The 13599-nt window shown below is 70.3% G+C and carries 8 protein-coding genes and 1 pseudogene; 5 read left to right on the top strand and 4 right to left on the bottom strand.

Features of this window, described 5'->3' with window-relative positions:
* Positions 1–34: 34 nt before the first annotated feature.
* A complete protein-coding gene (locus BJY22_RS34095; protein ID WP_238350542.1) occupies positions 35–2335 on the bottom strand; it encodes a DUF8189 domain-containing protein in 2301 nt (766 codons plus the stop codon).
* A 252-nt stretch (positions 2336–2587) separates the two neighbouring features.
* Complete coding sequence (locus BJY22_RS34090; protein WP_167215306.1) at positions 2588–3568, bottom strand: GNAT family N-acetyltransferase; 981 nt, start codon at positions 3566–3568, stop codon at positions 2588–2590.
* Here BJY22_RS34090 and BJY22_RS43355 point away from each other — a divergent pair.
* A pseudogene (locus BJY22_RS43355) lies at positions 3561–3914 on the top strand (NUDIX domain-containing protein); the annotation flags it as partial. The gene BJY22_RS34090 and the pseudogene BJY22_RS43355 overlap by 8 nt on opposite strands.
* 238 nt (positions 3915–4152) lie before the next feature.
* Here the strand turns inward: BJY22_RS43355 and BJY22_RS34080 are convergent.
* A complete protein-coding gene (locus BJY22_RS34080) occupies positions 4153–5031 on the bottom strand; it encodes a prephenate dehydratase (RefSeq protein ID WP_167215303.1) in 879 nt (292 codons plus the stop codon).
* A gap of 39 nt (positions 5032–5070) precedes the next feature.
* Positions 5071–5868: a lysophospholipid acyltransferase family protein gene (locus BJY22_RS34075; RefSeq protein WP_167215300.1), complete on the bottom strand. Its 798-nt coding sequence runs from the start codon at positions 5866–5868 to the stop codon at positions 5071–5073.
* 167 nt (positions 5869–6035) lie between these two features.
* Here BJY22_RS34075 and BJY22_RS34070 point away from each other — a divergent pair, with 167 nt between their 5' ends.
* From BJY22_RS34070 to BJY22_RS34055, 4 genes are all read left to right on the top strand, one after another.
* Complete coding sequence (locus BJY22_RS34070) at positions 6036–8300, top strand: M64 family metallopeptidase (RefSeq protein ID WP_167215297.1); 2265 nt, start codon at positions 6036–6038, stop codon at positions 8298–8300.
* A gap of 101 nt (positions 8301–8401) precedes the next feature.
* A complete protein-coding gene (locus BJY22_RS34065; RefSeq protein WP_167215294.1) occupies positions 8402–8896 on the top strand; it encodes an anthrone oxygenase family protein in 495 nt (164 codons plus the stop codon).
* A 12-nt stretch (positions 8897–8908) separates the two neighbouring features.
* Positions 8909–9736: a TIGR03936 family radical SAM-associated protein gene (locus tag BJY22_RS34060; RefSeq protein ID WP_167215291.1), complete on the top strand. Its 828-nt coding sequence runs from the start codon at positions 8909–8911 to the stop codon at positions 9734–9736.
* A gap of 145 nt (positions 9737–9881) precedes the next feature.
* Positions 9882–13541, top strand: a complete 3660-nt coding sequence (locus tag BJY22_RS34055) for an Rne/Rng family ribonuclease (RefSeq protein WP_167215288.1) — start codon at positions 9882–9884, stop codon at positions 13539–13541.
* The last annotated feature ends 58 nt before the right edge of the window (positions 13542–13599 follow it).

Raw genomic sequence — 13599 nt, 5'->3', positions numbered from 1 at the left:
AAGGAATGCGTCCAGCGGCCGGTCGGTGTCGTGGTCAGAGCTGCACCGCCTGTTCGATCGACGCGGGCGATTCGGGCACCGTCACCTTGAAGTCGCTGATGGTGCCGCCGAGCGCTTCGTACCCGTTCCAGGCCGAGCCGTCCCACCACTTGTGGTAGAGCTGCTTGTCCGTGCCGGTGACGAACACGTCCAGGCGGTTCGTGTCCCACGAGACCACCCGCGGCTCGTCGGTGCAGATCCCGCCGAGGTACTCGTACCCGTTCCAGGTCGAGCCGTCCCACCACTTGTGGTACAGCGCCGAGTCCGTCCCGAGGACGAACACGTCCAGCCGGTCCGCGTCCCACGAGACCACGGTCGGTGCTGTCGTACAGACACCGCCCAGGTACTCCCAACCGTTCCAGGACGAGCCGTCCCACCACTTGTGGTACAGCGCCGAGTCGGTCCCGATGACGAACAGATCGAGCCTGTTTTCGCCCCAGGCCACGGCCCGAGGTGGCGAGGCGCAGACGCCGCCGAGGTACTCGTACCCGTTCCACGTCGAGCCGTCCCACCACTTGTGGTAGACCGCGTTGTCCGTGCCCAGCACGAACGCGTCCAGCCGATCGGGGCCCCAGGCAACGACTTCCGGCGGGCTCATGCAGATGCCGCCGAGGTACTCGTAGCCGTTCCAGGCCGAGCCGTCCCACCACTTGTGGTACAGCGCGCGATCGGTGCCGAGCACGAACGCGTCGAGCCGGTTCTCGCCCCAGGTGGCGAGGCGAGGCGGGCTCATACAGATGCCGCCGAGGTACTCGTAGCCGTTCCACGCGGAGCCGTCCCACCACTTGTGGTACAGCGCGCGATCGGTGCCGAGGACGAACGCGTCGAGGCGGTTCGGCCCCCAGGACGCGACTTCAGGAGCGCTCATGCAGATACCACCCTGGTACTCGTAACCGGCGACGGACGGTCCCCAGGCCGATCCGTCCCACCACTTGTGATACATCGCCAGGTCGGTGCCGAGCACGAACGCGTCCAGCCGGTTCGCGCCCCACGACACCACCGGTCCGGCGGGTTCCGGCGTCCCTTCGACCTCGTACACCGGCAGGTCCCGGCGGACGGTGTCGAGCGTGGCCTGCATCCGCTCCGCCTGGCCGGCGGTGAACATGACCATGCCGCGGTCGTCGGTGTAGTCCATGTAGTCGTAGAACAGGTCGCCGTTCGGCCCGTTGCTGCAGGTGACGTGCGGGAACGTCGGTACGCCGAAGTTCGGGCCGGCCTGGTTCGGCGTGTCGGCGCACTCGTCGCTGCCGCTGCAGCCGCTGCCGTCGTCGCCCCAGATGTGGAACAGGTTCAGGTAGTGACCGACCTCGTGCGTCGTCGTCCGGCCGAGGTCGAACGGTGCGGCCGCCGTACCGTTCGTGCCGAACCCGCTGTGCAGGATCACCACGCCGTCGGTGTTCGCGGGACCGCCGGGGAACTGCGCGTACCCGAGCAGGCCGCCGCCGAGCTGGCAGACCCAGATGTTCAGGTACCGGTCGGTCGGCCACGGGTCGATCCCGCCGGTCGCGCTCGACTTCACGCGGTCGTCGGTGCCGAAGTTCGCCGTACTGGTCTGGGTCCGGGTGACGCCGTTCGTCGGGCTTCCGTTCGGGTCCTCCGTGGCCAGGAAGAACTCGATCCGGGTGTCCGCGATCAGGCCGCTGAACACGCCCGGCACGATGCTGGTGTCCGGGTTGGTGGCGCGGAAGTCGCGGTTCAGGACGTCGAGCTGGCTGTCGATCTGGGCCTGCGAGATGTTCTGCGCGTTCGTGTTCCAGACGACGTGGACGACACAGGGGATCCTGGCGATCCCGGTGAAACGTTCCTGGCGGGAGACGTAGTCCATCGTCGCGTTCTCGAGCGCGGACCGCGCCGCGGCGTACTCCGCGGACGTCGACAACAGCCGGCGGTGCACGTCCATCACGCCGCACTGGCGCCGGGTCGGGTACTCCGTTCGCCCGTCGCCGGCCGCGCCGCTCATACCGGCACCGCCTGCCGTGCCGCCACCCGTCATCCCGAGACCGCCGGGCGAGCCGCCGCCCATGTTCGAGGCGGGCGAGCCACCGCTCATGTTCGAGGCGGGCGATCCGGCGGCGCTCATGTTCGCGGCCGGTGATCCGCCGCCGCCCATGGTCGCCGCGGGTGATCCGCCGGCCGCACTGCTACTGCTGGTTGCCGGCGCGCCGGCTGCCGGCATGCCGTCCGCCGTGGGCTGTCCGTTCGCGGTGTGCCCGTTCGACTCGGTCGCCGGGGCCTCGCCCGGCATCCGGTAGTCGTCGCGGTGCTTGTCCGCTCGCCCGTTGGCCTTCCTCGGCATTTCTCCCCCTTCCGCGGGGGCACACGAAAGCAGGCCGGCGCCCCGACGCCGAACCGAGAAGCCCACCCCCAGCACACCCCTCGCCCGAAGGCGGACCCACCGCCTTCCCCCACCGAACAGCCGGCCCCCAAGTCGCTGCTCTGGCTTTCACCTTCCTCCGATCACCGTTCCCGCACAAGGTTTCGCACCCGGTCAGGAGACGATCCACAGCCTGCGCACGAACCTCCGATCCGCGGCCGGCGGGAGGTTTGGTCAGAGGTTGCGTTCCCACATCGTGCGTTGGGCGACGGGGCGGAAGCCGAGCTTGGTGTTGACGGCGATCATCGGGGCGTTCTCGGGGGCGTTCCAGGTGTGGAGTACGGCGGGGCGCGCGACGCCGGACTGGAGGGCGCGGAGGTTCGGGGTCTTCACGGCGATCCCGAGGCCGTTGCCGCGGTGCGAGCGGCGTACGTAGGTGTCGTACTGGTTGAGTCGCTCCGGGGTTTCCGGCGTACCGCCCATCTGGGTGTACGCCGCGAGCTCGCCGGATGCGGTGTGGACGGCGACCGTGGTGTACACGAACCGTCCCTGGGCGACCCGCCGCGCCTCGGCGTCCCGCACCAGTTCGGGCGTCCACTGCACGGGTTCGTCCGTCCGGTCGCCGGTCGGCACGTCCTCGCTCATCCCGCTCAGCAACTCCGCGAACTGCCCGAGCCACTCGTCCGGCGCGTGCTCGCGCCACTGCACGATCTCGTACCCGTCAACGTCCTGCTCCGGGAGATCAGCCAAAGGCAGCTCGGCGACCTGGTGCAGCTCGGCGTGCTTCTTCACAAACCCCCGCGCGGCCGCGAACGCCGTACCCGGGCCTTCTCCCGTCACCGGGTCACCTGCCATGTTCGTCCCTGACACGATCCGCCGCCCCGCGTCCCGCGCCCGCTCGACCGCGACCTCCAGCAGCCTGCTGGCAACCCCACGCCGCCGGTACTCCGGCGCGACGGCGAGCTCCACGTCGACGGTGTCGGTGTTCCCCACCAACCACCAGTCCAGCCAAGCAACCCCCAGCCAGGTGTCCCCGTCCACCACCCCCAGCCCCTCGGCCCGCACATCCGCATGCTCCCGAGCCATGAACACCCGAGCTTCCTCAGCCCCCATCCCCACCGGAAACTCGAGCTCCTCCCGCCGAACCCCGAACTTCACCTCGTAGAACCGCCGAAAACGCTCTGAATCCCGCCCATCCACCACCACAATCTCCATCCCGCGACCCTATTTCCCCAACCCCTCACCCGCCCGCGAATTACCATCGCGTGATGGAGCACCACTTCGGCGTCTACGCCCGCATCGCGACGCCGACCAGGTCCTCCTGGTCCACAAAACCCGTGGTCCGTACACCGGCCTCCTGGACCTCCCAGGCGGCAGCCCGGAACCAGGCGAGTCCTGGTCGCAGACACTCGAACGCGAACTCCACGAAGAGCTCGGCCTACGCCTGACCGTCACCGGAGAGTTCGAGTCCTTCGCGCTCCACGTTCGGACAACTTCGACCGGCGCCCCGATCGACTTCCACCACCACGGCGTCTTCCTGGACCTCCCCGGCCCGGTCGCCGCGTCGAGGCAAGTGCTGTCCTCGGACACCGCCGGCCACCAGTGGTTCAACCTGCACACCGGCAACAGCTCCCAGCTCAGCCCCGCCGCCCTCACGGTCCTCGCGCTGTGATCCGAGGGGCATCCCGCAGTTGTTTGCGACCACCGATGGGGTCGCGAGACACGCAATTGCTTGTCTCCAGACACCGCGGCCTGTCGCAAACCATGCTGCCCGACCCGGCCCGGCTGAACGGGAAGGGCTAGTGGTGGGGGCGGAGGGCTCGGTTGGCGGCGGGTTCGGCTATTTGGGCGCGGAACTCGTTGGCGGGGTAGACGCCGAGGATGCGGACCTCGACGGAGAAGAAGGCGAGTTCTTCGAGGGCGATGGCGACGTTCGGGTCCTCGGGGTGGCCTTCGATGTCGGCGTAGAACTGGGTCGCGAAGAACATCCCGCCGAGCTGGTACGACTCCAGCTTCGTCATGTTCACGCCGTTCGTCGCGAACCCGCCGAGCGCCTTGTACAACGCGGCCGACACGTTCCGCACCCGGTACACGAACGACGTGATGACCGGCCCGGATCCGACCGGCGGTACGTCGGGCTCCCGGGACAGGACCAGGAACCGGGTCGTGTTGTGGTGCTCGTCCTCCACGTCCGAGGCGAGCGTCTCGAGACCGTACAGGTCGGCGGCCGCCCGCGGAGACAGCGACGCCACGGTGGGATCACCGAGCTCCGACACCTCCCGCGCGGCGCCGGCCGTGTCGTCGGCCACCACGGTCGACCAGCCGTGCTCGCGGATGATCTTCCGGCACTGGCCGAGCGCGTGCAAGTGGCTGCGGACGGTCCGGATCTGGTCGAGCGACGTACCCGGGACACCGAGCAGCTGGAAGTGGATCGGCAGGAAGTACTCGCCGACGATGTGCAGCCCGGACTCCGGGAGCAGGTGGTGGATGTCAGCGACCCGCCCGGCGATCGAGTTGTCCACCGGGATCATCGCGAGCCCGGCGCGACCGCTGCTGACCGCCTCGAGGGCGTCCTCGAACGTCGTACAGGGCAGCTGCTCGCGGTCCGGGAACATGTCGGTGCACGCCATCGCCGAATTGGCGCCTGGCTCACCCTGATAAGCGATCGGTCCGTCCACGATCTCCCAGGGTAGCCCCACCCGATCTCACCAACCGGATCAGGTGTCCGACTTGCGGACTTTCTCGGGCGCCCCGGTGACCGCGCGCCCGTCGAGTGCCTTGGCCTTGGTGGCGTACATGTCGATGTACTCCTGCCCGGACAGCTCCATGATCTTGTACATGATCTCGTCGGTGACCGCCCGCAGGATCAGCCGGTCGCTCTCCATGCCCTCGTACCGCGAGAAGTCCAGCGGTTCCCCGAACTTCACCGTCGGCGAGGCGAACGACGCGACGATCTTCCCGGGCGGGGCGACCACGTCGGTCCCGATCACGCCGCACGGGATCACCGGTACCTTCGCCTCCAGCGCCAGCCGGGCGACACCGGTGCGCCCCTTGTACAGCCGCCCGTCGTGCGAGCGCGTGCCCTCCGGGTAGATCCCGAACAGCTCGCCGCGCCCCAGCACCTTCATCCCGGCCCGCATCGCGCCCTCGGACGCCGACCCGCCGGAGCGGTCGATCGGCACCTGCCCGGTGCCCTTGAAGAACCCGCGCTGGAACCGGCCCTTGATCCCGGCCCCGGTGAAGTAGTCGGACTTCGCGACGAACGTCACCCGCCGACGCAGGACCAGCGGCATGAAGATCCAGTCGGAGTACGACAGGTGGTTGCTGGCGATGATCGCCGGACCGGTCGCCGGCACGTTCTCGGCGCCGACGATCTTGGGCCGGAAGATGCGCTTCACCGGCGGCCCGACGACCACGTTCTTCAGCACCCAGTAGATGCCCTTGCCGTCGCCGTCCCCGGCATCCACGACCGCAGGGTCCGGTTCCCGCCGCGGCGACTGTGCCGGTTCCGTCATCGGTGTCCTTTCTTCAGGGGTCACGCAGCCTCACACGTTCCCGACCCCTCATGATGCCGCACGATCGCCCGCTTGGCCCGTACGTCGCCACGCGGGAACTCCTCACACTCCGCGGCTGAGCTTCGTAAGCTGCTGACGGCACCGTCGCCCAGGTGGGGGAGAGAACCATGCGCACCAAGCTTCTGACCGTGGTCCTGGCCCTGCTCGCCGGCGTCCTCGCGGCCCTGCCCGCAAGGGCCGCAGCTCCGAGTGCGACCGTCGTACCGATCCAGGTCACCGGCCCGGCGTCCTCCCGGTTCAACCTGGTGGTGATGGGCGACGGCTACACCGCGGCCGAGCTGCCGAAGTTCCGCGAGCAGCTCGGCAAGCACCTGAACATCCTGTGGAGCATCGAGCCGTTCAAGTCGTACCGCAACTACGTCAACGTGTACGCCGTGGAAATCGCGTCCCCCGAGTCCGGCGTCGACTGCGACCCGGACCTGACCGCGCCGAAGCGCGACACCCCGCTGCAGATGGGGTTCTGGGGCGGTTGCAACCCCGGCAGCGTCCAGCGCCTGCTGACGGTCAGCCAGGCGGCCGCGACGCAGTACGCCGACCTGGTCCCGGGCACCACCGGCGCCAACCGGCAGATTCTTGCTATCGGCAACAGCGACACGTACGGCGGGGCGGGCGGTGCGTACGCCACCGCGTCCGGGGGCAACGCGCTCTCCGCGCTGATCACGCCGCACGAGCTCGGCCATTCGCTGGGCGGCCTGCAGGACGAGTACGACTACTACGCCCGCGGCGACCGCGGAGCGCCGTACCAAGGTCCCGAGCCGTCGTCGATCCACCACACCTTGCTGACCGAGCAGCAGATGCTGGCGCAGCAGAAGAAGTGGTTCCGCTGGCTGGGGGAGCCGTCCGAGTCCGGCGGCACGATCGGGCGCTACGAGGGCGGGATGTACGCCGGTTCCGGCGTCTGGCGGCCCAGTGCGCACTCGATGATGAAGGCCCTCGGCTACTACTTCGACCAGGTCTCCCGCGAGCGCATGACTCAACGCCTGTCCGCCAAGGCCAACCTGTTCCAGGACAGCACTCCAGTCGGAAAAGTCGCCGCTGACCAGGTCGTTTGGCTGCAGACGCTGCACCCGGTCGACCACGAGCTCGACGTGACCTGGGCGGTTGACGGTACGGCGCTGCGGACCGCCAACGCCCGCGCCGTCGACCTCTCCACCCTCGACCTCGCACCCGGGACGCACACGCTCACGGCGACGATCGTCGACCCGACCGAGTTCATCCGCGATCCCGCCGTACGTCCGACGGCAAGTCGATCGTGGACAATCGACACTTCCCTGAGTGCGCAGGCATCTGGTGCGTCGCCGCCGACCTCGACCGACTCCGCGCCGACCTTCGCGGGCTCTACGCCGACCGATCACCCGGTCAGCGCTGACGAGGTCGTGTACGCCGAGACCGCGCAGTCCGTCGGCGCGATCACCTGGAAAGTCGACGGTCGGATTGTCGACAACCCGGGCAACGACCGGGACCTCGACCTCGGCCCGCTCGGGCTGACCGGTCGGCACACGCTGACCGCCCAGGTCGGTGCCGAGACGCTGACCTGGGAGGTCGACGGCGTCGAACCGGTGGTCACGCCCACGATGTCGAAACCGCTGCTCACGGTGCGGAAACCGGGCGGACCGGAGTACATCTACAACGACGCGTTCACGATGGGGCTGGCGGCGCGGGACGACAGCGAGGGGTACGTCGTACCGGAGTTCCGGGTCGACGGGGACGGTTGGTACAACTACTACGGCTGGCCGACGGATGCGTCCGCGCCGTTCCGGTTCACGGCCGAGGGGACCGAGATCGACCAGCTCGTGTACGGGAAGCTCGGCGTACCGCGGGTCGTGCCGTGGGACGACGTACCGCCGGGCTACGGCCGTCATCAGGTCGAGTACCGCGCCATCGATGCCACCGGCAACATCGGGAGCCCGCGCCGGTTCGCGGTCACACTGCTGCGCCCGGCGCCGGCGTGCACGACGACCGTCACCGGCGTCCACAGCGGCTCGCTGTACGTCGGCTCGGGCGTCACCTGCCTGGTCGACGCGACCGTCGGCGGTCCGGTCCTGGTCGCGGCCGGCGCGTCGCTGGTCTCCACGGACTCGCGCGTCAACGGTCCTGTCCGGGCGGACCGCGCCGCTGATCTGCAACTGCTCCGATCGACCGTCTCCGGCCCGGTGACGGCCGATCGCGTGACCGGGAGCGTGGTCGTCGTCGGCAACACGATCCAGGGGCCGGTGGCCGTCACCAACAGCCGTACGACGGATGCCGCCGCACTCGCGGGCAACACGATCAACGGTCCGCTCAGCTGCTCCGGCAACATCCCGGCACCGACCGATCTGGAGGCTCCGAACGAGGTCGAGGGTCCGCGTTCCGGGCAGTGCGCGCGGCTCTGAGCCGAGCGGACATGGACGTGAGCCTCGCCGACATGTTCCCGGCAGGCCGTGGCTTCTAGGTTGTCCGGTGCGGGGAGTTCCCGCCGTACTGGAGGAGTGAGATGAACGGACTGCGGGTGGCGTCGTTGCTGGCGGCGACGATGACGACGGGCCTGGTCGCCGGGGTGTACGCGATCTACGCGAACGCGTTCATGCCGGGCCTGGCCCAGACCGACGACAAGACGTTCGTCGCGGCGTTCCAGGCGGTCGACCGGGCGATCCTGAACCCGCTGTTCCTCGGTCTCGGGTTCGTCGGCGCGCTGCTCTTCACGCTGCTCGCGGGCCTGTTCAGCCTCAAGGAGAACGCGCTGCCGTGGATCGCGGTCGCGTTCGTGCTGTACCTGGTCACGATGATCCTCACGGTGGCGGTGAACGTCCCGCTGAACGACGCGCTCAAGGCAGCCGGTGACCCGGCCACCATCGACGTCGCGGCCGCCCGCGCCGCCTTCGACGAGTCCAGGTGGCGTGCCTTCAACCTGGTCCGCGCGGTCCTCGCCACCATCTCGTTCGGGTTCCTCGGCTGGGCCCTGTATCTGACCGGACGGGCCGCAGCCTGACACAATGCGGGTGTGGCACCAGTTCAAGCTCCGCCGTCCCAGCAGCTCCCCGCGGTCCAGAAGCTGCGGGTGCGGTTCGCCAAGCGGGGGCGGCTGCGATTCACCTCACACCGCGACTTCCAGCGGGCGTTCGAGCGCGCCGTACGGCGGGCCGGGCTGCCGGTGGCGTTCTCGCACGGGTTCAGCCCGCACCCGAAGATCTCGTACGCCGGCGCCGCGCCGACCGGGGCCGCCTCCGAAGCGGAGTACTTGGAGATATCGCTCACACAGGAGCGGGACGCCGAACAGGTCCGCGCCGCCCTCGACGAGGCGCTGCCGCCCGGTCTCGACGTCCTGGACGTGGTCGTCGCGGGCCCCGGTGCGCTGGCCGAGCGGCTGGAGGCCAGTGAGTGGCGGATCGCGTTGCCGGGGGTGGATCCCGGGGCGGCCGAGCCGGCCGTGGAGGCGTTCCTCGGCCGGGAGGAAATTCTGGTCGAGCGCATGACCAAACGGGGGCTTCGCTCGTTCGACTGTCGGGCTGCCGTTCTCCGACTCACCGTCGCGAGTGAACCGGGGCCGGTTGAGACGTGTGCGATACTGCAAGTGGTGTTACGGCACGGAACCCCGGCCGTGAGACCCGACGACGTTCTCGCCGGCGTGCTCGAAGTAGCGGCGCTCCCGGTGACGGGCCCGGCTCTTTTGACGCGGCTCGCCCAGGGCCCGCTGATCGCGGCAACCGGCACAGTGGACGACCCGCTCGCTCGTGACCGCGACGCCACCCAGGCGACCGCGACCGGCCAGGCAGGTCCCCACCAGACGCATACAGCGGAGGGCGACGCCGCCGCTCCCTCTGTGCCCTGAGCGCGGGCGGAGCGGATCCAGCAGGCTTCCGCCTCACCGCGACCGCACGGTCCGGGAGGGCGAACCGTGACCGCCTTGTGGCCGCGTCCGGACCCGTGACAGGGGTCGCAGGATGCGCCGGAGGGCTTGAGGAGACCCGCACTACATGCTCGACAACGAGCCGACCACCGAAGCAGCCGACACGGCTGCCACCGCCCAGCCCGCCGCCTCCGCGCGGCCGAGTTCGAAGAGTTCGGCCGCGAAGAAGGCCGCCGCTGCGAAGAAGACCACCACGCCGCGCAAGCGCACGGTGAAGAAGACCGCCGCCGCGGACGCTGCCGAGGACGCCACGGCGGTCCCGACCCAGTCCGACGGCGAGGCCGCCGATCCGGCGCCGGCTCCGGCGAAGAAGACGGCCAAGAAGGCCGCCGCGAAGAAGGCGCCGGCCAAGAAGGCCGCGGCCAAGGCCCCCGCCAAGAAGACCGCGAAGCGCGCCGCCAAGCCGGCCTCGCAGGACATCTTCCCGCAGGCGACCGACGAGCCCGCCCCGGAATCCGGGACCCCGCTCGCGGACGCCGGCCCGGTCGTGGAGAGCGCCCCCGCGAAGAAGACCACCCGCAAGCGCACCACCAAGAAGGCGCCTGCGGGTCCGGACCTGTTCTCGTCCGACGCCCCCACCACCGACGGCCCCACCGCCGACGCCGGAACCGGCCCGGACACCGGCAGCGGGAAGGCCGCGTCGGCCGGTACGAACACCGCCTCCGCCGCTGACGCCGCCTCCGGCGACGGTGCTCCGGCGCGTAAGCGCAGTTCGCGTCGCCGTACGTCGAAGACCGCCGAGGCGACCACCGACACCACGGCCACCGACACCGCGAGCGCCGACGCGGCACCCGCCGCCGACGCCGCTCCCGCCGACGCGTCCGGAAACGCCCGCTCGGCGAAGTCGGGCTCCACGAGGTCCCGCTCCCGCAGGACCGGCTCCGGCAACGCTGCCCCGACCGACACCGCAGCAGCCGACACCGCAGCCACCAACACCGCGGCCACCGACTCCGCGGCTACTGACACCACCGCGGCCACGGACGCCACCTCAGGCACGGGCAGGACTTCCGCCACGGGCACGGCCGCCGCGAACGCGGACGCGCCGGCGGCTGGTACTTCGGGTGACGCGCCGAGCACGCGGCGTAGCCGCCGCCGTCCCGCGCCTGCGGCCGTCCTGTTCCAGGCGCCGACCGACGTACCGAAGGCGACCGACGCGACCACCGCCGAGGACGACGAGGACACCGAAACCACCGAGGCCACCGAGGCGACCGAGGCCGCGGAGGCTGCCGCGGTAGCCGCCCCGGAGCCGGGCGCCGACGAGCAGCCGTCCGGCACCCGTCGCCGCCGGAGCCGTCGCAACCGTGACGCCGACGCCCAGTCCACCGCGCCGGCCGCCACCAAGACCACCGCCAAGGGTTCCGCGCAGGCCGAGACCCCCGAAGAGGTCGCCGCAGACCGCGCCGAGCCGGTTCTCGAGGCCGCCGCGGAGGTCGCCGACGCCGACGCCGAGGCCCAGACGGACGCTCAGACGGACGCCCAGGGCGAGGACGGGGACGAGGGTGCCGAGGGCACGCGCCGTCGCCGTCGCCGCCGCGGTGGCCGTCGTCGTCGCAAGTCCGGTGACGCGGACGGCGCGGACGACAGCGCCGACGAGCAGTCCGACGACGACCAGGACGACGAGAACGAGCAGGACGCCCAGGCCGACGACGCCGACTCCGACGCCACCGACGACGAGGACGCTGCCGGCGGCTCGTCCCGCCGGCGCCGCCGTCGCCGTCGCCGTAAGGGCGAGGACAGCGCCTCGGCGCCGGACGACCCGGACGAGATCGTCGTACGGGTCCGGGAGCCGCGCAGCAAGAACACCGCGAACGAGATCACCGCGGTCGAGGGCTCGACCCGCCTGGAGGCGAAGAAGCAGCGCCGCCGCGAGGGCCGCGCCGCCGGCCGCCGCCGCGCGCCGATCGTCACCGAGGCCGAGTTCCTGGCCCGCCGGGAGTCGGTCGAGCGGACCATGGTGATCCGGTCCCGCGAGGACCTGACCCAGATCGCGGTGTCCGAGGACAACGTCCTGGTCGAGCACTACGTGACCACGGCGGAGCAGACCTCGCTGATCGGCAACGTGTACCTCGGCCGCGTGCAGAACGTGCTGCCCAGCATGGAGGCGGCGTTCATCGACATCGGCAAGGGCCGCAACGCGGTGCTGTACGCCGGTGAGGTCGACTGGGCCACACTCGGTGGCTCGAACGGCCCGCGCAAGATCGAGCAGGTGCTGAAGTCCGGTCAGTCGGTGCTGGTCCAGGTGACCAAGGACCCGATCGGCCACAAGGGCGCCCGGCTGACCAACCAGATCAGCCTCCCCGGCCGGTACGTCGTCTACGTCCCGCGCGGCGGCAACGGCGGCATCAGCCGCAAGCTCCCCGACACCGAGCGGAACCGGCTGAAGACGATCCTCAAGGACATCGTCCCCGACGAGGCCGGTGTGATCGTCCGGACCGCCGCCGAGGGCGCGTCGGAGGAGGAGTTGACCTCCGACGTCAGCCGCCTGCAGTCCGCCTGGGAGGACATCGACAAGAAGTCCAAGAACGGCCAGGCCCCGCACCTGCTGTACGGCGAGCCGGATCTGCTGATCCGCGTCGTCCGGGACCTGTTCACCGAGGACTTCGCGAAGCTCGTGATCTCCGGTGACCGCGCCTACGACCAGGTCAGCGAGTACGTCGCTGGCGTGGCGCCGCACCTGGCCGACCGGGTCGAGAAGTGGAGCGGCGACGGCGACGTCTTCGCGAACTTCCGGATCGACGAGCAGATCAAGAAGGCCCTGGACCGTAAGGTCTGGCTGCCCTCCGGCGGCTCGCTGATCATCGACCGTACCGAGGCGATGACCGTCGTCGACGTGAACACCGGCAAGTTCACCGGCTCCGGCGGCAACCTCGAGGAGACCGTCACCAAGAACAACCTGGAGGCGGCCGAGGAGATCGTCCGGCAGCTCCGGCTCCGCGACATCGGCGGCATCATCGTCATCGACTTCATCGACATGGTGCTCGAGTCGAACCGTGACCTGGTGCTGCGCCGCCTGGTCGAGTGCCTGGGCCGGGACCGGACCAAGCACCAGGTGGCCGAGGTCACCTCGCTCGGTCTGGTCCAGATGACCCGGAAGCGGATCGGCACCGGCCTGCTCGAGGCGTTCAGCGAGAACTGCGACCACTGCGGTGGCCGCGGGCTGATCCTGCACGACGAGCCGAAGGAGTCCCGCCGCCGGGACGGCCGCAACGGCCAGACTGGTCAGGGCGGCCAGGGTGGTCAGAGTGGTCAAGGCGGGCAGAACGGCCACGACCACGGCAAGTCCGCGCAGGCGGAGGAGGGCGGCCGGAAGAGCTCGCGCCGCCGCCGCGGCAAGGGCCGGGGCGAGGACGAGCCGGCCGCCGAGGCGGAGGCGCCGCAGCACAACGGCGACGCCGCCCAGAAGCTGGCCCAGATCGCCGCCGCGACGGTGAAGAAGGAGGAGGCGGACGCCGCCTCGGGCCAGCCGGACGGTACGCCGGAACCCACCGGGTACCCGGTCTCCGCCGACACCGCCGAGCACGTCAGCCCGGAAGCAACCGGCTTCCCGTCCCCTGAGGCCACGGCCGCCGACGCCGTAGCTGACGCCGCCGAGGTCGCCGACGCCGACCTAGCGCCGAACGGTGCCCCGAAGACCACCCGGAGGCGGCGCAGCAGCCGCAGCCGCAGCAAGACAGCTACCGGCAGTGACACGACCGAGCCTTCGGAACTCGTCACCACCAGCAGCTAAGCCGATTTCAACTTTGCAGGCTCAACCCTGTAAAGTTGAGTGGGTGCGCTTGGCGCAC

Origin of the sequence: Kribbella shirazensis, assembly GCF_011761605.1 — a bacterium.
GTDB classification, from domain to species: domain Bacteria; phylum Actinomycetota; class Actinomycetes; order Propionibacteriales; family Kribbellaceae; genus Kribbella; species Kribbella shirazensis.
The sequence above is the reverse complement of the archived record's forward strand: the minus strand, read 5'-3'. Positions and strand labels throughout refer to the sequence as shown.

Bases quoted from the DNA above. Each gene is read 5' to 3' on its own strand.
- BJY22_RS34070 (WP_167215297.1), top strand. From the start codon at position 6,036: ATGCGCACCAAGCTTCTGACCGTGGTCCTGGCCCTGCTCGCCGGCGTC.
- BJY22_RS34065 (WP_167215294.1), top strand. From the start codon at position 8,402: ATGAACGGACTGCGGGTGGCGTCGTTGCTGGCGGCGACGATGACGACG.
- BJY22_RS34055 (WP_167215288.1), top strand. From the start codon at position 9,882: ATGCTCGACAACGAGCCGACCACCGAAGCAGCCGACACGGCTGCCACC.
- BJY22_RS34095 (WP_238350542.1), bottom strand. From the start codon at position 2,335: ATGCCGAGGAAGGCCAACGGGCGAGCGGACAAGCACCGCGACGACTAC.
- BJY22_RS34075 (WP_167215300.1), bottom strand. From the start codon at position 5,868: ATGACGGAACCGGCACAGTCGCCGCGGCGGGAACCGGACCCTGCGGTC.
- BJY22_RS34090 (WP_167215306.1), bottom strand. From the start codon at position 3,568: ATGGAGATTGTGGTGGTGGATGGGCGGGATTCAGAGCGTTTTCGGCGG.